Annotated in this window: 17 protein-coding genes and 1 rRNA gene; 9 read left to right on the top strand and 9 right to left on the bottom strand. The window is 70.4% G+C overall.

All coding sequences use genetic code 11. The features are described 5' to 3' along the window. Positions 1-88 (top strand): 5S ribosomal RNA (rrf, locus tag ACWEK3_RS29865); the annotation flags it as partial. A gap of 69 nt (positions 89-157) precedes the next feature. Further along, on the top strand, positions 158-724 hold the full coding sequence (locus tag ACWEK3_RS29860; protein WP_453251012.1) for a GNAT family N-acetyltransferase: 567 nt from the start codon (positions 158-160) through the stop codon (positions 722-724). Positions 725-733: 9 nt separating this feature from the next. Here the strand turns inward: ACWEK3_RS29860 and ACWEK3_RS29855 are convergent, their stop codons facing one another. The 6 genes from ACWEK3_RS29855 to ACWEK3_RS29830 all read right to left on the bottom strand — a co-directional run bounded on the left by ACWEK3_RS29855 (position 734) and on the right by ACWEK3_RS29830 (position 8,035). Further along, positions 734-2,320, bottom strand: coding sequence for a type VI secretion protein (locus tag ACWEK3_RS29855; protein WP_453251011.1), 1,587 nt, complete (start codon positions 2,318-2,320; stop codon positions 734-736). Between the two features lie 13 nt (positions 2,321-2,333). Continuing rightward, on the bottom strand, positions 2,334-3,758 hold the full coding sequence (locus ACWEK3_RS29850; RefSeq protein ID WP_453251010.1) for an ATP-binding protein: 1,425 nt from the start codon (positions 3,756-3,758) through the stop codon (positions 2,334-2,336). Between the two features lie 14 nt (positions 3,759-3,772). Beyond that, positions 3,773-5,332, bottom strand: a complete 1,560-nt coding sequence (locus ACWEK3_RS29845; RefSeq protein ID WP_390877097.1) for an SCO6880 family protein — start codon at positions 5,330-5,332, stop codon at positions 3,773-3,775. After that, entirely contained in the window at positions 5,329-6,663 is a 1,335-nt protein-coding gene (locus tag ACWEK3_RS29840) for a hypothetical protein (protein WP_390877098.1), read from the bottom strand. The genes ACWEK3_RS29845 and ACWEK3_RS29840 overlap by 4 nt, the downstream gene beginning before the upstream one ends. Next, positions 6,653-7,501: a hypothetical protein gene (locus tag ACWEK3_RS29835; protein ID WP_453251009.1), complete on the bottom strand. Its 849-nt coding sequence runs from the start codon at positions 7,499-7,501 to the stop codon at positions 6,653-6,655. Before ACWEK3_RS29835 ends, ACWEK3_RS29840 begins: the two co-directional genes overlap by 11 nt. A 225-nt stretch (positions 7,502-7,726) precedes the next feature. Continuing rightward, positions 7,727-8,035, bottom strand: coding sequence for a hypothetical protein (locus ACWEK3_RS29830; RefSeq protein ID WP_009189392.1), 309 nt, complete (start codon positions 8,033-8,035; stop codon positions 7,727-7,729). Positions 8,036-8,526: 491 nt separating this feature from the next. On the opposite strand from ACWEK3_RS29830, the gene ACWEK3_RS29825 reads away from it, so the two are divergent. The 3 genes from ACWEK3_RS29825 (at position 8,527) to ACWEK3_RS29815 (ending at position 11,440) form a co-directional block, all read left to right on the top strand. Further along, positions 8,527-9,345 (top strand): trypsin-like serine peptidase, encoded by an 819-nt coding sequence (locus ACWEK3_RS29825; RefSeq protein ID WP_453251008.1) that lies wholly within the window; start codon positions 8,527-8,529, stop codon positions 9,343-9,345. 133 nt (positions 9,346-9,478) lie between these two features. Further along, on the top strand, positions 9,479-10,486 hold the full coding sequence (locus ACWEK3_RS29820; RefSeq protein WP_450546909.1) for a C40 family peptidase: 1,008 nt from the start codon (positions 9,479-9,481) through the stop codon (positions 10,484-10,486). A gap of 249 nt (positions 10,487-10,735) precedes the next feature. Further along, a complete protein-coding gene (locus ACWEK3_RS29815) occupies positions 10,736-11,440 on the top strand; it encodes a phosphatase PAP2 family protein (protein ID WP_450546908.1) in 705 nt (234 codons plus the stop codon). Positions 11,441-11,498: 58 nt separating this feature from the next. Here the strand turns inward: ACWEK3_RS29815 and ACWEK3_RS29810 are convergent, their stop codons facing one another. Then, positions 11,499-13,094 carry an FAD-binding oxidoreductase gene (locus ACWEK3_RS29810; protein WP_453251007.1) on the bottom strand — a complete coding sequence of 532 codons (1,596 nt, stop codon included), beginning with the start codon at positions 13,092-13,094 and terminating at the stop codon, positions 11,499-11,501. A 446-nt stretch (positions 13,095-13,540) separates the two neighbouring features. Between ACWEK3_RS29810 and pstS the strand changes: the two genes are divergently transcribed. The 4 genes from pstS to pstB all read left to right on the top strand — a co-directional run bounded on the left by pstS (position 13,541) and on the right by pstB (position 17,672). Continuing rightward, positions 13,541-14,674 (top strand): phosphate ABC transporter substrate-binding protein PstS, encoded by a 1,134-nt coding sequence (pstS, locus tag ACWEK3_RS29805; RefSeq protein ID WP_450546906.1) that lies wholly within the window; start codon positions 13,541-13,543, stop codon positions 14,672-14,674. A gap of 102 nt (positions 14,675-14,776) precedes the next feature. After that, positions 14,777-15,784 carry a phosphate ABC transporter permease subunit PstC gene (pstC, locus tag ACWEK3_RS29800; protein WP_453251006.1) on the top strand — a complete coding sequence of 336 codons (1,008 nt, stop codon included), beginning with the start codon at positions 14,777-14,779 and terminating at the stop codon, positions 15,782-15,784. Continuing rightward, entirely contained in the window at positions 15,781-16,830 is a 1,050-nt protein-coding gene (gene pstA, locus ACWEK3_RS29795) for a phosphate ABC transporter permease PstA (RefSeq protein ID WP_450546904.1), read from the top strand. Before pstC ends, pstA begins: the two co-directional genes overlap by 4 nt. A gap of 65 nt (positions 16,831-16,895) precedes the next feature. Then, positions 16,896-17,672, top strand: a complete 777-nt coding sequence (pstB, locus tag ACWEK3_RS29790) for a phosphate ABC transporter ATP-binding protein PstB (RefSeq protein WP_225074491.1) — start codon at positions 16,896-16,898, stop codon at positions 17,670-17,672. A gap of 322 nt (positions 17,673-17,994) precedes the next feature. Here pstB and ACWEK3_RS29785 read toward each other — a convergent pair whose 3' ends face one another. Both ACWEK3_RS29785 and ACWEK3_RS29780 read right to left on the bottom strand, forming a co-directional pair. Then, a complete protein-coding gene (locus tag ACWEK3_RS29785) occupies positions 17,995-18,195 on the bottom strand; it encodes a DUF5988 family protein (protein ID WP_361420425.1) in 201 nt (66 codons plus the stop codon). A gap of 31 nt (positions 18,196-18,226) precedes the next feature. Continuing rightward, entirely contained in the window at positions 18,227-19,225 is a 999-nt protein-coding gene (locus ACWEK3_RS29780; protein WP_390727969.1) for an inorganic phosphate transporter, read from the bottom strand. Positions 19,226-19,228 lie beyond the last annotated feature (3 nt).

Here is a 19,228-nt window from a genome sequence, read left to right as displayed (position 1 = left end):
CGGTTACATTCCGAACCCGGAAGCTAAGCCTTACAGCGCCGATGGTACTGCAGGGGGGACCCTGTGGGAGAGTAGGACGCCGCCGAACAAATTTTAAAGAAAGGGCCCACACCGAAAAGGTGTGGGCCCTTTTGTTTTGGTGCATTACCGTGGCCCCATGAGCAGCCCCAGCAGCACTGAGCAGTACGTCGTCCGTGCCGTGCGCGCCGAGGAGTGGCCCGCCGCGAAAGCGCTGCGGCTGGTCGCGCTCCAGGACCCGGTGGCCCACCTCGCCTTTCTGGAGACGTACGACGACGCCGTGGCCAGGCCGGACTCGTTCTGGCAGGAGCGGACGGCCGGGGCCTCCGCGGGGTCGAGCAACGCCCAGCAGTTCATCGTGGCGGGGCCGGACGGCGAGTGGGTCGGAAGCGTGACCGTGCTCGTGGAGGAGGCCGGCACGACGGACTGGGCCGGGCTCCCGGTCGAGCGGCGGCAGGGACACGTCGTCGGTGTCTATGTGCGGCCCGAGCACCGCGGATGCGGGCTGACCGAGGTGCTGTTCGACGAGGCCCTGCAATGGGCCTGGGACATCGGCGTGGAGCGGGTGCGGCTGATCGTGCACGAGGACAACGGGCGGGCCCTGCGCTTCTACCGCAGGATCGGGTTCCTGCCGAGCGGGGTCACCGTGCCGCTGACGGCCGGTTCGGCGGAGTCCGAGCTGGAGTACGTCCTCGAACGCCCCTGAGAGCCCTGGTCACGCCGGGAGTTCGTCGTGCGGCCAGCGGGCGCGTGCCTGCTCGCGGGAGCGGAGCAACGCCAGCGTGGGCAGCCCCTGGTCGGCTCCGTCGGCCAGCAGCCCCGGGAGTTGGGGCAGCGGGGCGACGGCGGCCACGTCGTCCAGGACGAGCGTGAGTGGTGGGTCGAGGCGACCGGAGGATGACCGTTCGGCCATGCGCCGGCCGCGCTCGACCACGCTTGAGGCGAGTGCCGTCAGGAGGGGCATCGCACCCGGGTTGGTCCGGGGATCCTCGAGGGATTCGCCGACCACATAAAGCGTGCCCCCTTCGTTCACGAAGGAATCCAAGGCGACCGCATCAGTTCGGTTTGGAGTGCAGGCCTCGCGGATGTTCACCGTGAACAGGGAGGCCAGTGCGCGACCGGTCAACTCCTGGGCGACGTCACGCCGTTCGGGGTACGAGGTGAGCGAGGCCTCAAGCTCGCCGGCCGATCCGGCGGCGGCCTTGGGGTTCGTACGGAGGATCCGCACGGCATCCTGGACCTGTGTGCCCTGCGCCCAGCGGTGGACGTGGCGGACGGCGCGGCCGTCTATGGCGGCGGCGTGCAGGAAGCTGCGCAGAAGGGTTTCCGCGGTGTCGCCCGTCGCCTGGTCGACCTTGGCGGTGGGGCGGACCGGGGCGAGCAGTGCGGCGGCCCTGGCGGTCGCCGTCGCCTTGTCCTCGCAGCCCACCGTGGGGGACCAGTGGAGGCGGGCCGGGGTGTCGCAGAGGTGGGCGGGGTCGTAGAGGAGGACCGGGCCCAGCTTGGCCCGGGAGTCCTTCGTGTCCAGCCACAGGGCAGGGTTCGACGTGATGACGAGGGCCGGTCCTGCCGCGTCCAGGATCGCCTGCGCCGCGGCCGCCTGCCGGGCCTCACGCGGCGCGATCAGGACCTTCTCCTGTCCGCCGAGCGGTCCGCCACGGCTGCCGGCGGCGAACGGCACGAGGGGCTGTGCGAGGGGCGTCGCGGGTGCCGTCCGGTCCGCGGGCCGCGGTGCCTCGACCGGCTGCTGGGCTTCCACGGGCTGTGGGGCCTCCGCGGGCTGCTGGGCGGCCACGAGCGGCCGTCCGGGCTCCGGGGCCGTCCGCTGGGTGGGGACCTCCTGGGGAACCGGCGCAGGCACCTCCTGGGGTTCCGGCACCGCCGCCCGTTCCCGGGCCGCCGTTCTCTCCGCCCGTCTGCGTACTCTCCCGGCTCTCCACCGGGCCACCGTGCCCAGCACGAACACGGTCAGCACGAACAGCACCATCAACTGGCCGATGAACAGGCCCCAGAACAGCCCGTACCCCGACAGCCGCTCCGGCGCGGCGTCCGGCCAGGCGCCGGGAATGTCGTGCGGGTCGGCGATGAGGTGGCGCATCGCCAGCGGCGTACGGGCGAAGGCGACACCGGAGGGCCAGGAACCGTTGGCGAACAGGCCGGCGAGTCCGGTGGCCGTCCACACCAGCAGGGTCATGCCGAGCAGGAAGGCCAGGACGCCGACCAGCAGGCCGTCGGGAACGCCGCCCTGGCCGTCCCGCCGGCCCTGGCGGCCCTGTCCGTGGTCGCGGTCGTCCGGTCTCACGCGTGCGTCCCCTCTAGGCCACCGTCGACTCCGAGGAGCCGTCCAGGTCGGCGATGTGCTGTCCCATGAAGGCCGCCGCCCGTTCCTCGGCCTCCAACTCCGCGGCGCGCAGCGTGTCGTCGGAGAGGCGGTCGCTGGAGGACTCCGTCATGGCGCGGTCGGTGAACACCAGCGGCCGTTCGGTCTCGGTGACCAGGTGTTTGACCACCTGGACATTGCCGTTGACGTCCCAGACCGCGATACCGGGCGTCAGGGTCGGGATGATCTCGACCGCCCACCTGGGCAGGCCGAGCACCCGTCCCGTCGCCCTCGCCTCGTCCGCCTTCTGGGCGTAGATCGTCCTGGTGGAGGCCATTTTCAGGATCGCGGCGGCCTCCTTGGCCGCCGCTCCGTCCACCACGTCGGACAGGTGGTGGACGACGGCCACGAACGACAGACCCAGCCGGCGGCCGAACTTCAGCAGCCGCTGGAACAGCTGGGCCACGAACGGGCTGTTGATGATGTGCCAGGCCTCCTCGACCAGGAAGATGCGCTTCTTGCGGTCGGGGCGGATCCAGGTGTGCTCGAGCCACACGCCGACGATCGCCATCAGGATCGGCATGGCGATGGAGTTGCGGTCGATGTGGGACAGGTCGAAGACGATCAGGGGCGCGTCCAGGTCGATGCCGACCGTGGTGGGGCCGTCGAACATGCCGCGCAGGTCGCCGTCGACCAGGCGGTCCAGGACCAGTGCCACGTCCAGGCCCCAGGCCCGTACGTCGTCTATGGCGACGTTCATCGCCTCGGCCGACTCCGGTTCGGGGTGCCGGAGTTGCTCGACGATGTCCGTCAGCACCGGCTGGCGTTCCACGATCGTCTCGTTGACGTACGCGTGGGCGACCTTCAGCGCGAAGCCGGAGCGCTCGTCCAGGCCGTGGCCCATCGCGACCTCGATGATGGTCCGCAGCAGCGCAAGCTGGCCCGTGGTCGTGATCGACGGGTCCAGGGGGTTGAGCCGGATGCCGTGGTCGAGGGCCGCCGCCGGGTCCAGCCGGATCGGCGTTATCCCCAGCTCTTCCGCGATGAGGTTCCACTCGCCCACCCCGTCCTCGCCCTGGGCGTCCAGGACGACGACCTGGCGGTCGCGGAAGCGGAGCTGGCGCAGGACGTAGGTCTTCTCCAGCGCCGACTTGCCGTTGCCGGACTCGCCGAGCACCAGCCAGTGCGGCGCGGGGAGTTGCTGGCCGTACAGCTGGAAGGGGTCGTAGATGTAGCCCTTCCCGGAGTACACCTCGCGGCCGATGATGACGCCCGAGTCGCCGAGGCCGGGCGCGGCGGTGGGCAGGTAGACCGCCTGGGCCTGGCCCGTGGACGTTCTCACCGGCAGCCGGGTCGTCTCCACCTTCCCGAACAGGAAGGATGTGAAGGCGTCCGTGAGTGCGGTCAGCGGGTCCCGCATCAGAGCATCAGCCCCTACCGTCGGATTCCGGTGGCGAACGGAAGCGTGTTCACGAAGGCGCGGTGGTGCTCGCGGTCGCACCACTCCAGTTTCAGGTACGACTTCCCGGCCGAGGCTCTGATCGTCCGCTTGTCGCGGGCCAGGGACTCGGGGGAGCGGGAGGAAACGGTGATGTAGCCGACCAGGTTGACGCCGGCCGCGCCGCTCGCGAGGTCCTCGCCGCGCTGGTCGAGACGGCTGTGGGCGGCCACGTCGCGCGGGTCCACGGTGCGGTTCATCTTCGCGGCGCGGCTGGCCTCGGCGACGTCGTTGGTCTTCTCGGTCAGCATGCGTTCGATGGCGACCTCGGTGGGTTCGAGGTCCATCGTGACGGCGACGGTGCGGATGACGTCCGGGGTGTGGACGAGGAGGGGCGCGAGGAAGTTCACGCCGACCGGGGTCATCGGCCACTCCTTGACCCAGGCGGTGGCGTGGCACCAGGGTGCGCGGGTCGCCGACTCGCGGGTCTTGGCCTGGAGGTACGTCGGCTCCATGGCGTCCAGTTCGGCCGGCCAGGCGTTGCGCTTGGTCATCGCCTGGATGTGGTCGATGGGGTGGTCCGGGTCGTACATGGAGTGGATCAGCGAGGCCAGCCGCCCCTGACCGAGCGGCTGCCGTACGCGGATGTCGGCTTCCTGGAGCCGGGAGCAGATGTCGGTCAGCTCGCGGGCCATGACGACCGCGAGTCCGGCGTCCCGGTCCAGTTTGCGGCCCGCCTGGGGCCGGGCGGCCCGCGCCATGGCGTGGGCCTCGGCGGCGAGTTCGCGGGTGAAGTGCATGCAGGCGACGAGGTAGGCGCGGTGCTGCTCGCTGCTGGTGGACACCATGGACTGGAGCTGGTCGTAGGACTGCTGGAGCCACTGCGGCGCCCGCTCGTCCCCGCGAACGACGACGTCCTTGGCGTGGGCGTCGGGGTCGGCGGGCAGGGTGCGGGCGAGCATCTGGAGGCGGGTGACGAATCCGTCGCCGTTGGCCACGTGCTTGAGCAGGGTGCCGAAGCGGTCGACGAGGGCCTCCTGGTCCTCGGAGTCGCGCAGGCCGACGCCGGGGCCCTCGATCTCGATGGCGGCGGTGACCGTCTTGCGGTCGGCGTGCAGCAGTACGGCGATCTCGTCCGGTCCGAACGGCGCGGCGAGCCAGGTGATCCGGCCGATGCCGGGCGGCGGCCCGATCTCGACCTCCCGGCCGTCCAGGTCCGTTCCGGCCTCCATCACGCCCGAGCGGTAGACGGCGGCGCTCTTGACGGTGCGCTTGTAACTGCGGTTGATCTCGAACCACTTGTAGAACGTGCGGTGCCGGTACGGCACGTAGACCGCGGCCAGTGACAGCAGCGGGAAGCCGGTCAGCAGCACGATGCGCAGGGGCAGCACCGGGACCAGCAGGCCGCACATCATGCCGATGAACGCGCCCGCGATGATCAGGGCGATCTCGCCGGTCTCGCGGTTGCGGCCGACGATCGCGTTCGGCCGGGCGCGGCCGATCAGATATGTACGGCGGGGCGTGACCGTGTGGGACACATGGGAATCGGTCGTCAACGCCCTTCACCTCCCGTGCGGTTGGTACTGCTCTTGCGGGTGCTTCCGGCGTGGGGGGTGTTCACCGGGCTGGGTGCGCGGGGAGCGGGTGCGGAGGAGGGGACGGATCCGCCGCCACCGTCCGGGACGCGGGCGCTGTGCGCGGCGACGCCGCCGGAGACCGGGTTGGCCGGGCGCGCGGACGACTGGCCGCCGCCACCGCCGTTGCTGTCGGCCCGGGTGCTGTGGGTCTTGATGCCCTGTGCGACCAGGCTGGCCGGGGAGCTGATGACCGCGGCGGCCTTGCTCTCGGCGCCCTGCATGATGCGGTTGTTGCGGCCGGCCGCGATCTCGTCGCCGAAGCCCGGGACGAACCGGTAGATCATGGCGCTGGCGAAGATGGCCAGCAGGATGATCGCGAGGCCGGAGACGACCGCGGAGAAGGCGCCGGGGCCGTTGTCGCCCGAGGACAGCGCCCCGGCGAGCCCGAGCACGATCACGATGACCGGCTTCACCAGGATCACCGCGATCATGATTCCGGCCCAGCGGCGTACGTGCCCCCACAGGTTCTTGTCGACCAGTCCGGCGTAGACGACGGTGCCGAGCAGGGCGCCGACGTACAGCAGGGCGGCGCGGATGACGAGTTCCAGCCAGAGCACGCCCGCGGCGAGGATGGAGACCAGGGAGACGACTATCAGCATGATCGGCCCGCCGCCGATGTTCTCGCCCTTGGCGAGCGCGGCGGAGAACGTGCCGAAGAAGGTGCCGGCCTGGTCGCCGGTCGCCTTGGCGAGGACGTCGGAGACGCCGTCGGTGGCCGAGACGACCGTGTAGAGGATCAGCGGGGTGAAGGCCGAGGCGAGCACGGTCAGCCAAAGGAAGCCGACCGCCTCGGAGATGGCGGTGGACAGCGGCACGCCGCGCACGGCCCGCTTGGCCACGGCCAGCAGCCAGAGCACCAGCGTGAGCACGGTCGACGCGGCGAACACGACCGCGTACTGCTGGAGGAACTTCTGGTTGGTGAAGTCGACGTTCGCGGTCTCCTGCACGGCCTTGCTGAGCTTGGTGACGGTCCAGGAGGCGGCGTCGGCACAGCCCTTGGCGAGGGAGGAGAGGGGGTCGAGGGTGGAGGTGGGGTCGGGTGCCCGGGAACCGCCGCCGCTGGGGCTGTTGCCACGCTCGCAGTACTGCCTGGCCCGGCCGACGATGAGGTCGCAGTTGTTGCCGCTCGGCGACGGTGTCGGGCTGGGTGAGGGCGCGGCGACGGCACGGGCGGCCAACAGCACGACCGACGTCTGCACGGCTGCCACGGCTCCGGTGAGCCCGAGCAGGCGCTGCTTGCTACCGGGCATACGTGAACCCTCCGTACTCTTCGATGGCCTTGCGGATCTCGTCGGAGGTGGCGGCCTTGTCGTCACCGGGGACCGGAGCGGGGCCGTCCTTCTGGGCGTCGGAGACGATCTTCCAGTCGCCTCTCGACCACTGGAGTTCGAACGTCCACGTCTTCCAGGACGAGGTGACCGGGTCGGTGGAGGTCTCCGCGGACATGCCGATGAGTCCCATGTACCAGACCGCGATCTCGGCGCCGCTGTCGCTGTACTGCTTCACGGTGGTGCCCACCGGCACCACGCGGGAGACGAACGTGCCGCCGGTGGGCGGGTTGCCGTCCGCGTCCAGGCCCATCTTGCCGAGGAAGTCCGCCGAGTAGGCCTGGTCCATGGGGTCTTGGAGCCTGGCCGCCGCGTCGGGGGTGTAGAGGAGGTCCAGGAGGGTGTGCCGGGTGTCCTTCTTGAACATGCCGGTTGAGCCGAGGGCCACGGCGTAGTTCGCGGCAGCGCTCTGCGCCCCCTGTTCGTCGTGTGCGAACCCCGAGGGGATTCCGCCCGACTTCGTGCGCACCGGCTGCTTGCCGGTCGCCGCGGTCGCCGCCGCCTTCGGCTTGTCGGCGTTGCCGCCGGCGGCGGGGGAGCGGCCTCCCGAGCGGTTCGCGAAGGCGATCGCGGCGATGAGGAGGACGACCACGGCGACCACCGTGATCAGGCTGCGCGAGGACGAGCGGCCGCCGCGCCGCGCGCCGCCGTAGGGGTCGCCGGGCCGGTCCGGGAGCCGGGTGCGGGTCTGCCCGTCCGCGTACGGCCCGTCGTCGGCGCGCGCCGAATCGCCGTACCCGTGCCCGTCTGAGCGACTCATGCCCCGTACGCCCCCTCGACCTCGTACCGGAATGCGTGGAAGTACGACGGTAGCCGTGCTGGTTCCCGCGTGGACGCGGTGTGGTGACTCGACATCAGGGAAACGCAACCTCAGCCGGTGGGCACGGTGGGTGGGTAGGGGCAGCGGGGGCACCGGGCGCGCCCGGAGGGTCCGACCGGCGGTGCGCACGGAGCACCGTGCGCGGCATGCGCGGGTGTGCGCCGGTTACACGGCCATGCCGTACACGATGGTGAAGAGCGTGCCGAGCGAGCCGATGATGAACACGCCCGTCAGTCCGGCGATGATCAGGCCCTTGCCCTGCTCGGCGCTGAACGTGTCGCGCAGGGCCGTGGCGCCGATGCGCTGCTTGGCGGCGCCCCAGACGGCGATGCCGAGGCAGAGCAGGATGGCCACGGCCATCACCACCTCGATCATCACCTTCGCCTCGTTGCCCAGGCTGCCGAAGGGGCCCCAGTTCGGAGCGATCCCGCCGATGATGGTGTTGATGTCTCCCTTGTCGGCCGCAAAGAGCATGTAAGTCACCGCCCCTGTTGGGTAGTTCCGCGCCCTCTGCCCTTGTGCAGAGGTCAGGCCCATTCTCGCCGACAATGACGCCGCCGTATGTCGACTTGGCGGCATTGCCTGGTGGGTTTCGTACGTATGGTCACTCTGTGTATCACGGCAGGTCACGCCGGGCAATGAAGTCCGACCGCAACCCGTGGTGTGGTTCCGTCGTTGACGTTTCTTCCGTGCCGGTACGGTTTCTGACGACCAGTCGGGTGAGTGGCCGCCCGTGGCCGATGGTCTCACGCTTTTCCGCGGCGGCACCGCGTTCGCACGTCCGCCGGCTCCGGCGTCGAGCGAGACGGCGAGCGGGGTAGCGAGCGGGGCAGCGAGCGGGATGCGTCGTGAGGAACGCGTCGTGAGGGGTGTGAGGCCGGTCATACGATGAACGGGCGTTTCACAGGAGAATCTCAGGGAAGTCGGGGTCCGATTCTCACCCTCGTCCAGCACAGTGGAGCCTGATGAAGCGCACCACAGGTATCAAGAGCACCGCTGATCGCGCACGTCCCGCGCACCGCCGGGCCGGTGTGCGGGCGTTGTTCGCCCTTCTGGCGCTGCTGGCCGTGACCTCGGTCTCCGTCGCTGCCGCGCACGACGGGCCCGGCCGGCTCGGAGTGACCGGACCCCTCGGGGTGACCGCCGTCACGTCGAAGACCCCGCAGAGCGCCCGGATCGGGGCGCTCTTCGGCGCGGACAAGGCCGGCGACCTCGCAGGCAACCACTTCTGCACGGCCTCGGTGGTGCACAGTCCCCACCGGAACCTCCTCGTCACCGCCGCCCACTGCCTGGGCGGGGGCTCCGACCTGGTGTTCGTGCCGGGGTACCGGAACGGCCGGGCGCCCTACGGGGTGTGGACGGTGAAGCGGCGCTTCCTGCCCGACGACTGGTCCGCGCACCAGGACGAGGACAGCGACATGGCCTTCGCCGTGCTCGCCCCGCGGGCCGGCAAGGGCGTCGAGGACGTCGTCGGCGCCAACCGCTTCGTCACCGGGGCGTCGACCGGGGCGGCCGCGGTCACCGTCACCGGCTACCCGAACTCCCGCGAGGTGCCCATCAGCTGCACCAACAGGCCGCGGGCCCACAGTGGCACCCAGCAGCGCATCGACTGCCCGAAGTTCACCGGCGGCACCAGCGGCAGCCCGTGGGTCAACCGTGGCCAGGAGGTCGTCGGTGTGATCGGCGGCCACGAGGCGGGCGGCTCGACGGCGGACACCTCGTACAGCGTGGTCCTCGGGGCCACCGCGGCGGAGCTCTACAAGGACGCGTCCGCCGATCCCTGATCCGCACCGCGCTCCCGGCGGGGTCGCACGGCGGCCGGCCGCCGTGCTGCCCTGCGCCCGTGTGTGATCACCTCGAAAGCGCGGCGGGCGCCTCTACACTGTCGACGGCGGACTCCCGTGGGACGAGGGGCGGTTGACGGTGCGCAAGGCATGGATCGTGGCGGCCGCCGCCGTCGCTTCCGGGCTCGGCTTCGTCACCCTGCTCGTCGTCGGCGTGTACGTCGTCGCGGGGAACATCGCGGGCGGGGTGGGCGGCGGGGCCGTGGGGCTCGCCAAGGGCGCCGTGCCGGCCGCGTACCAGCCCCTCGTGCAGAAGTGGGGCAACCTCTGCGCCGCGATCAACCCGGCTTTGCTGGCTGCCCAGTTGTACCAGGAGAGCGGGTTCAACCCGAACGCCAGGAGCCCCGCCGCGGCGCAGGGGATAGCGCAGTTCATCCCGGGCACCTGGGCCACGCACGGCATCGACGGCGACGGCGACGGGAAGGCGGACGTCTGGAACCCGGGTGACGCGATTCCGTCGGCCGCGTCCTACGACTGCGAACTCGCGTCGTACGTCAAGGACGTGCCGGGCAACGTGACCCACAACATGCTCGCCGCCTACAACGCCGGGGCCTACGCGGTGATCAAGTACGGCGGCGTGCCACCGTACGCGGAGACCCGGAACTACGTGAAGACGATCACGACCCTGGAGAAGAGCTTCGCCGCCCCCGTCACCCGCGTCGATCCTTCCAAACAGGCCGCCGTGGCCATCTCCTTCGCGCAGAGCAAGCTCGGCACGCGCTATCTGTGGGGCGGGAACGGCACCGCCGAGCAGGGCGGACGGTTCGACTGCTCGGGGCTGACCAAGGCCGCCTACGAGAGCGTGGGGGTCACGCTGCCGCGGGTCGCCAACGACCAGTACAACGCCGGGCCCCACCCGAAGCGGGACGAACTGCTGCCGGGTGACCTGGTGTTCTTCTCCGACGATCCGACCAACTCGCGGGCCATCCGGCACGTCGGCATCTACGTCGGCGGCGGGTACATGATCGACGCGCCGAGACCGGGCGCCGTGATCCGCTTCGATCCCATCGACACACCCGACTACTTCGGAGCCACCAGGGTCACCGAGGATGGCGCGAAAGCACTCCCCACCACGGTGTGAACGGGCGGTGAGCCAACGTCCTGAACTGCGGGGACGAGTCTCTCTTCGATAACGTCTGCGTGATCATTCGGTGGAGTGCGGAACGCATCCATCAGGGTCGTGCGTTGGTGTTGACGTAGCCAGGAGTGCGACCGGTGGCGTGTGTGCCCTATGCGCGCGCAGCGGAAGCGGATCTACGACCACGGGGGTGGGCAGGGGCGGCGCACGCCGGGTGCGCCCGCGACGACACGACGAAGGGGCCTCAGCAGGATGGCTGGACTCGCCGAATCCGGGTCGAACCCCGACGTCGACCTGCTCTACCACATCAACAGCCTGGCCAAGGACGCGCCGCGCTGGTTCGACCGGGGCATGGAGTACGTCGGTGAGTACGGGCTGCTGCTCGCCATGGTGCTGCTCGTGCTGTGGTGCTGGTGGTCCGTGCGGCGCCGGGGCGGCGAAGGGGCGGCGTCCGCCGTCGCCGCGCTGGTGTGGGTGCCGCTGGCGGCCGGTCTCGCGGTGCTCGTGAACGTGCCGATAAGGGGCTTCGTGCAGCGGCCCCGGCCCTTCCTGGACCATCAGGGGCTGGACGTCCTGGTGCAGGGGAAGACCGACTACTCCTTCGTGAGCGATCACGCGACGATCACCATGGCGATGGCGGTCGCGCTGTTCGTCGTCGACCGGCGTTTCGGCCTGGTGGGCATCGGGCTGGCGCTGCTCGAGGGGTTCTGCCGGGTGTACATGGGCGTGCACTATCCGACGGACGTGGTGGGCGGGTTCGCGCTGGGTACGGCTGTCGCGCTGCTGCTCTCCCCCCTGGCCATGGCTCTGCTCACGCCGCTGCTCAAGGCGGTCGAGGGGTCGGCGTGGGGCGGCCGGCTGGTGCGTGCGCGGGGTGCCGGCGCGGGCGACGCGGTGGTCTCCGACCGCCCCGCCGAGGAGCGGGCGTCGGCGGAGGAGCGGGACCTGGCGGCGTAGCCGGGCGCCCCCGGGCCCATCGCGGCACCTCGGCGGTACGGCCGTCCGCGGCCGGGTCTCACAGGCCCTGTGGGTACGAGAAGAGGTTCTGCGGGTCGTACTGGCGCTTCAGCTTGGTCAGGCGAGTCGCCGCGTCGCCGTAGTAGGCCGTGCGCCAGTTCCTGAGGGTGGGGTCGCTGTAGTTCTGGTAGGCCGCGCCGGAGGCGTAGGGCCGCATGGCGTTGTGCGCCGACGTCAGCCAGGACTGGGCCGCCGAGCCGGTGGTGCCCGGGCGCCAGGAGGCGACGTACTGGGCCAGCATGCGTGAGCGGCGGTGGACGAAGGCCGTCGCCGTCGGGGAGACCCGGTTGACCGCCCCGCCGAGCGCGGTGAACGCGATGCTGCCCGCGCCGCCCCGCACCGAGCGCAGCTGGGCCAGCAGCGTCTGGATGCCGGCCGAGGACAGGGAGCGGTCGAAGAAGTCCGAGCGGGCCGCGTAGGTCTCGCGGCCGAGCCTGCCCTGCGGGGAGCGGCCGGGGGTCGTGCCCGGCAGGTGGCACTGGGCGTCCACCGGGAAGGACGAGCAGCCGGCGTAGGCCTCCATGGCCTGCTCGAAGGAGTGGCGCCTGAGCGACACGCTCGACGCCGGGGCGCCGACCGCCGCGGCCAGGCGGTCCACCGCGTTCTGCAACGCGCCGTAGGTGCCCAGGGAGAAGGCGGCCACGGACACAGTGGGCGTGCCGCCGGCCGAGCTCTCCAGGTGCAGGGACGACCAGATCTCGTCCGGCTGGCCGGGCCCCCAGTCCTGCCAGGCCTTCACGACCGCCGCCGCCTTCGCCCACGGCCACCTCAGGTACGCCGACACGGCCTGCGGTGCGGGGTGGGTCCTGAACCCCAGTTCGGTGACGACGCCGAAGTTGCCGTTGCCCGCGCCGCGCAGCGCCCAGAACAGGTCCTTGTTCCGGGTGGCGTCGGCGGTCAGTTGCCTGCCGTCCGCCGTGATGAGGGTGGCCCGGGTCAGGCTGTCGCAGGTCAGGCCGTAGGCGCGGGCGACTACTCCGTGGCCGCCGCCGAGGACCAGGCCGGAGATGCCCACGGTCGGGCAGGAGCCGCCGGGGATCGTCACGCCCTTCGCGGTGAGCGCGCGGTAGATGTCGATGAGCTTGGCGCCGGCGCCGATCACCGCCGAGGAGCCGCTCGCCCGGACCTGGCTGAGCCTGGAGACGTCGATGATCAGCCGGCCGTCGCCGGAGGACCAGCCTCCGTAGGAGTGGCCGCCGTTGCGGACGGCGACGCGGACGTGGTGGGCGTGGGCGTAGGACAGGACGGTCCGGATGTCCTCGGCGTGGGCCACGTACGCGACCGCGGCGGGCTTGAGGCTGTCGAAGCGGGTGTTGTAGAGCTGCTTGGCGGTCGTCCAGGAGGCGTCGCCGGGGCGGACCAGGGTGCCGTCCAGGGAGCGGGCGAGCGCGGCCCAGCCGGCGGCGGCCGGGGGGCTGGTGGTTCTCGGCGCCGTACTCGCGGAGGGGGTGCCGGAAACCGCCGACATCCCCGTGGCGGTGGTCCGGGCCGTCGCCGCCCGGGCCGTCGCCCCGCCCCTGCCGCCGCTGCACGCGGTCGCCGCGATCGCGGCGACCGCTGCCGCGCCGCCCCCCAGGAAAGTCCGTCGTTCCATGCCCGCACCTCCTGTCGTTCCTGCGGAACGAGACGACGGGGCGGCCCGGAGGGTTCCGGGGAACCACGCCGCAGGATTGCCACAGTACGGCGGTCGGGGCGTCACCGACACGCGGGCGCGGGCCGCTTCGGTCGCGCGGGCCGCCGACGCGGTGCAGTCCGCGTGGTGGGGACACGGCGGACCCTTCGGTGTCCGGCGCGCCCCCGTGTCCGTGGCGACCGGCCTTCCGCCGGCCATGTCTCACCCGTGCCCTCGCCGTAAGCATTCCGTGACCTCACCGCACTTTCGGCAGGGGTTCACCCCTCGTTCACTTCCGGCAATCGGCGGCTTCACCTGTTCTGCCTAATTTCAGGCTTACCCGGTGCTGATGCGCAGGTCGGTGCATCGGTGTCGCCAAAACCCTCGCACGCCGCCGGACAGGACGGCGGCTCCCGGAAGGAACTCAAGTGAAGCTTCAGCGCAAGACCCGGCGGGCACTCGCTCTCGGCGCACTCGCCGTCTCCGGCGCCCTGGCCCTCACGGCGTGCGGCTCTGACGACACCGGTGCCAAGAACAACGCCGGCAACGACAGCAGCACCGCGGCGGCCACCAACAGCTCCATCAAGTGCGACGACGCCAAGGGCCAGCTGCTCGCCGACGGCTCCTCGGCGCAGAAGAACGCGATCGACGCCTGGGTGAAGCAGTTCAGCCAGGCCTGTGGCGTGCAGATCAACTACAAGGGCGGCGGCTCCGGCGCCGGTGTCACGGCGTTCACCCAGGGCCAGGTCGCCTTCGCGGGTTCCGACTCGGCGCTGAAGCCCGAAGAGGTCACCGCCTCCCAGAAGGTCTGCACCGGTGGCGGTCAGGGCATCGACCTGCCGATGGTCGGCGGCCCGATCGCGCTCGGCTACAACGTCCCGGGCGTGGACAACCTGGTCCTCGACGCGCCGACCCTGGCGAAGATCTTCGACAGCAAGATCAAGAACTGGGACGACGCGGCGATCAAGAAGCTGAACCCCGGCGCCAAGCTGCCCAACCTCAAGATCCAGGCGTTCCACCGCTCGGACGAGTCCGGCACCACGGACAACTTCACCAAGTACCTGAAGGCCGCCACCCCCGAGAACTGGAAGTACGAGGGCGGCAAGGCCTGGCAGGCCAAGGGCGGCCAGGCTGCTCCGCAGTCCTCCGGTGTGGCCCAGCAGGTGAAGCAGACCGAGGGCGCGATCGGCTACTTCGAGCTGTCGTACGCCAAGGACATGCCCACGGTCGACATCAACACGGGTGCCGCCGCTCCGGTCAAGGCCACCGTCGAGAACGCCACCAAGGCCATCGCGGACGCCAAGGTCGTCGGCACCGGCAGCGACCTGGCGCTGCAGCTGAACTACAACACCAAGGCCGAGGGTGCCTACCCGATGGTCCTGGTCACGTACGAGATCGTCTGCGACAAGGGCAACAAGGCCGACACCCTGCCGGCCACCAAGGCGTTCCTGCGCTACATCGCCAGCGAGGAGGGCCAGAACATCCTCACCGAGAACGACTACGCGCCGATCCCTGACGCGATCATCAGCAAGGTCCGCACCACCATCGACGGCCTGAGCTGATCCGAGTGCGGCCCGGACCCCCAGCGGGGTCCGGGCCGCACCGTCCGGTGCACCGCCGCCAGGAGCCGTACGCGCGTACGTCTCCGCAGACCGGAGATCCCGATGGACATATCAACGCACACGACAGGCGCCGACGCGCCTTCCCCCCAGCCGACGGAGGCCGAGCACAAGCGTGCCGCCCGCGGCGCCACCCGTCCCGGAGACCGGATCTTCCTCGGTCTCACCCGTGGGTCGGGCATTCTGCTGCTGGTCGTCATGGCCGCGATCGCGGTCTTCCTCACCTACCGTGCCTCCCTGGCGATCAGCAAGGACCACGGCAACTTCCTGACCACCTTCGAGTGGAACACCGGCCTTCAGCCGCCGGTCTTCGGCATCGCCGTGCTGGCCTTCGGCACGGTGGTCTCCTCGATCATCGCCATGGTCATCGCCGTTCCGGTCGCGGTCGCCATCGCGCTCTTCCTCACGCACTACGCCCCGCGCCGGCTGAGCGGCCCCATCGCGTACGTGGTCGATCTGCTCGCCGCCGTGCCGTCCATCGTGTTCGGTCTGTGGGGCGCGCTGGTCCTGGTTCCGCACCTGGACGGCCTGTTCGGCTGGCTGAACGACTACCTCGGCTGGACCGGGATCTTCTCCTGGGAGGGCGGCGCCCCTCGCTCGCTGCTCACCGTCGGCATCCTGCTGGCGATCATGATCCTGCCGATCATCACCAACGTCAGCCGCGAGGTGTTCCGCCAGGTCCCGCGGATGCACGAGGAGGCGGCCCTGGCCCTCGGCGCCACGCGCTGGGAGGTCATCCGCGTGTCGGTGCTGCCCTTCGGGCGGTCCGGCGTGATCTCCGCCTCGATGCTCGGTCTCGGCCGCGCGCTCGGCGAGACGATGGCGGTCGCCACCGTGCTGTCGCCGACCTTCACCATCCGGGCCAGCCTGCTCGACCCGGGCGGCGGCACCTTCGCCCAGAACATCGCCAGCAAGTTCAGCGAGGCGACGGAGTACGGCCGTGACGCGCTGATCGCCTCCGGCCTGGTCCTGTTCGTCATCACTCTGCTGGTCAACGGCGCGGCCCGCCTGATCATCGCCCGCCGCAAGGACTACTCGGGGGCCAACGCATGAGCCACGCAGCCATCGCCGACAAGCGCTCCAGCAGTCTGCGCGGCGCCAGCCTGCCCAAGTGGTCCCCGTGGGCCATCGCCCTCGGCTCCCTGGCCGCCGCGGTCGCCATCGGCCTGGCCGGCGGCCTGAGCCGCGTCCAGTGGGGTCTGATCGCCGCGGTCCTCTTCGTCCTCGGCACCTACGGCGTGGCCGCCCGCGTCGAGGGCCGCCGCCAGGCCAAGGACCGGGTCGCCACCAGCCTCGTCTGGGTCGCCTTCCTGCTCGCCCTGGTGCCGCTGGTCTCCCTGGTCTGGACGACCGTCCAGCGCGGTGTGAAGGTCCTGGACGGCTACTTCCTGACCCACTCGATGGGCCTGGTCGCCGACACCGAGCCGGGCGGCGGCATCTACCACGCCATCATCGGCAGCCTGGAGCAGGTCGGCCTCGCCACCCTGATCGGCGCGCCGGTCGGCGTGCTCACCGCGATCTACCTGGTGGAGTACGGGCGCGGCAGCCTCGCCCGGGCCGTGACCTTCTTCGTCGACGTCATGACCGGTATCCCGTCGATCGTCGCGGGCCTGTTCATCCTCAGCCTGATGCTGATCTTCAAGATGCAGCCGTTCGGGTTCGCCGGTTCGCTGGCCCTGGCCATCCTGATGATGCCCGTCGTGGTCCGCTCCACGGAGGAGATGCTCAAGCTCGTACCGAACGAGCTGCGTGAGGCGTCCCTCGCCCTGGGCGTGCCGAAGTGGCGCACGATCCTGCGTGTGGTCCTGCCGACCTCCATCGGCGGCATCACGACCGGCATCGTGCTGGCCATCGCCCGTATCGCCGGTGAGACCGCCCCCGTGCTGCTGCTGGTCTTCGGCAACCCCTTCATCAACACGAACCCCTTCGAGGGGGCGCAGTCCTCGCTGCCGCTGTACATCTACCAGCAGTACACGAACAGCGCGGGCTCCGGCGCGGCGTACGACCGTGCGTGGGCGGCCTCGCTCACCCTCATCGCCTTCGTGATGATCCTCAACCTCGCGGCCCGCGGCATCGCCCGCTGGAAGGCCCCCCGTTAACGATCTGCGGCTGCTGCCGCGCGGGGCCTGTCAGCGACCCCCGGACTTTTGGAAGTGAAGTAGTCATGGCCAAGCGAATCGATGTCAGCGGGCTCACCGCCTACTACGGCGCCCACAAGGCGATCGAGGACATCTCGATGACGATCGAGCCGCGCTCGGTGACGGCGTTCATCGGCCCCTCCGGCTGCGGCAAGTCGACGTTCCTGCGCACCCTCAACCGCATGCACGAGGTCACCCCGGGCGGCCGGGTCGAGGGCAAGGTGCTCCTGGACGAGGAAGACCTCTACGGCGCCGGGGTCGACCCGGTGGCCGTGCGCCGCGAGGTGGGCATGGTCTTCCAGCGCCCGAACCCGTTCCCCACCATGTCGATCTTCGACAACGTGGCGGCGGGACTGCGGCTGAACGGCAACTACCGCAAGAGCGAGCTGAGCGACATCGTCGAGAAGTCGCTCAAGGGCGCCAACCTCTGGAACGAGGTCAAGGACCGCCTGAACAAGCCCGGCTCGGGCCTCTCCGGCGGTCAGCAGCAGCGTCTGTGCATCGCCCGCGCCATCGCGGTCGAGCCGAAGGTGCTGCTCATGGACGAGCCCTGCTCCGCCCTCGACCCGATCTCCACGCTCGCCATCGAGGACCTGATCGGCGAGCTGAAGGAACGCTTCACGATCGTCATCGTGACGCACAACATGCAGCAGGCGGCGCGCGTCTCGGACCGTACGGCGTTCTTCAACCTGGCGGCCGTGGGCAAGCCGGGCCGGCTGATCGAGATCGACGAGACCGAGCGGATCTTCTCCAACCCGTCCGTGCAGGCGACCGAGGACTACATCTCCGGCCGCTTCGGCTAGTGCCCCGACAGGCAACGTTCGCCCCGTCGCGACGCCCGGCACGCCCTCTCGCCGCACCGGCCGAAAGCCCAAGTACGTCCAGTACGAGGACTTCCGGCCGGCACTCCCCCAAGCTCTTCGAGCAGGGGGTACGCCCAGAGCACGCACCGGACGCCGCTCCTTCACGGGCAAACGTTGCTGCCGCGGCACTGGACCGCCGGTCCTCCCCCAGATCCCTCGCGGTGCTGCATGGCGGTGCCACCGCGAGGTCGCAGAAGGGCCCGCCCCTGGCTCCCGGGGGCGGGCCCGCGCGTTTCACCGGCCGGGGTGCGCGCCCGGCCGCTCACTCGGCGACTTCGGTGCGCTCCCACCACTGGTAGACGGTGACCTGTCCTTCCTTGCTGTCCTCGTGGCGCGAGGTGACCTTGTAGTGCTCGTATCCCCCGAGGTGCGGGATCTTCAGTTCCTGTCCGGGAGGGACCACCGGCACCACGGTGCCCGCGAGGTCCTCCGGCCCGCCTTCGAGGAGTGCCTTGCTCGTCATGGTTCCAGTGTGACCACACCGGGCCCGGCTTCTACAGGAACGCCAGCCTGATCAGCCAGAAGGCGCAGGCCGCCACGATCGCCGCGGCCGGCATGGTGATGAACCAGCCCAGGACGATATTCTTCGCCACGCCCCAGCGGACGGCGTTGACCCGCTTCGTCGCGCCCACACCCATGATCGCCGAGGTGATCACATGGGTCGTGGAGATCGGCGCCTTGAAGAGGTACGCCGTGGCGAACATGATCGACGCGCCGGTGGTCTCGGCGGCGAAACCCTGCGGCGGGTCCAGTTCGATGATCTTGCGGCCCAGGGTGCGCATGATGCGCCAGCCGCCCGCGTAGGTGCCCAGGGACAGCATGAGCGCGGAGACCAGCTTCACCCACACCGGGATCGGGTCTCCGTAGTCCTCGACATCGGCGATGACCAGGGCCATCACCACGACGCCCATGGTCTTTTGGGCGTCCTGAAGGCCGTGTCCGAGCGCCATGCCGGCCGCGGACACCGTCTGCGCTATGCGGAAGCCGCGCTTGGCCTTGTGCGGGTTGGTCCGGCGGAAGATCCACATGATCGCCGTCATGACCAGGTAGCCGACGATCAGACCGACCACCGGGGACAGGAACATGGGGGTGACGATCTTGTCCAGCACGCCGGACCAGTACACCGTCGTACCGCCCGCCAGGGCCGCGCCCACCATGCCGCCGAACAGGGCGTGCGAGGAGGACGAGGGCAGGCCGAAGTACCAGGTGACCAGGTTCCAGACGATGGCCCCGAGGAGGGCGGAGAAGAGGATGCCCATCCCCTTGCCGCCGGTGGGCGTCTGGATCAGGCCCTCGCTGACGGTCTTGGCGACCCCGCTGCCGAGGAAGGCGCCGAGGAGGTTCATCGCCGCGGCCATCGCCAGCGCGGCGCGCGGAGTGAGCGCCCGGGTCGACACGGAGGTCGCGATGGCGTTGGCGGAGTCGTGGAAGCCGTTGGTGTAGGCGAAGCCGAGAGCGACCAGGACGGTCAGGATCAGAGCGAAGGTGTCCATGGA

The organism is Streptomyces sp. NPDC004721, from assembly GCF_053601495.1.
The sequence above is the reverse complement of the archived record's forward strand: the minus strand, read 5'-3'. Positions and strand labels throughout refer to the sequence as shown.

Excerpts from the sequence above, each read along its gene's own strand:
- ACWEK3_RS29860 (WP_453251012.1), top strand. The coding sequence starts at position 158 with ATGAGCAGCCCCAGCAGCACTGAGCAGTACGTCGTCCGTGCCGTGCGC.
- ACWEK3_RS29850 (WP_453251010.1), bottom strand. The coding sequence starts at position 3,758 with ATGCGGGACCCGCTGACCGCACTCACGGACGCCTTCACATCCTTCCTG.
- ACWEK3_RS29840 (WP_390877098.1), bottom strand. The coding sequence starts at position 6,663 with ATGCCCGGTAGCAAGCAGCGCCTGCTCGGGCTCACCGGAGCCGTGGCA.
- ACWEK3_RS29835 (WP_453251009.1), bottom strand. The coding sequence starts at position 7,501 with ATGAGTCGCTCAGACGGGCACGGGTACGGCGATTCGGCGCGCGCCGAC.
- ACWEK3_RS29830 (WP_009189392.1), bottom strand. The coding sequence starts at position 8,035 with ATGCTCTTTGCGGCCGACAAGGGAGACATCAACACCATCATCGGCGGG.
- ACWEK3_RS29825 (WP_453251008.1), top strand. The coding sequence starts at position 8,527 with ATGAAGCGCACCACAGGTATCAAGAGCACCGCTGATCGCGCACGTCCC.
- ACWEK3_RS29815 (WP_450546908.1), top strand. The coding sequence starts at position 10,736 with ATGGCTGGACTCGCCGAATCCGGGTCGAACCCCGACGTCGACCTGCTC.
- ACWEK3_RS29810 (WP_453251007.1), bottom strand. The coding sequence starts at position 13,094 with ATGGAACGACGGACTTTCCTGGGGGGCGGCGCGGCAGCGGTCGCCGCG.
- pstC (WP_453251006.1), top strand. The coding sequence starts at position 14,777 with ATGGACATATCAACGCACACGACAGGCGCCGACGCGCCTTCCCCCCAG.
- pstA (WP_450546904.1), top strand. The coding sequence starts at position 15,781 with ATGAGCCACGCAGCCATCGCCGACAAGCGCTCCAGCAGTCTGCGCGGC.
- pstB (WP_225074491.1), top strand. The coding sequence starts at position 16,896 with ATGGCCAAGCGAATCGATGTCAGCGGGCTCACCGCCTACTACGGCGCC.
- ACWEK3_RS29785 (WP_361420425.1), bottom strand. The coding sequence starts at position 18,195 with ATGACGAGCAAGGCACTCCTCGAAGGCGGGCCGGAGGACCTCGCGGGC.
- ACWEK3_RS29780 (WP_390727969.1), bottom strand. The coding sequence starts at position 19,225 with ATGGACACCTTCGCTCTGATCCTGACCGTCCTGGTCGCTCTCGGCTTC.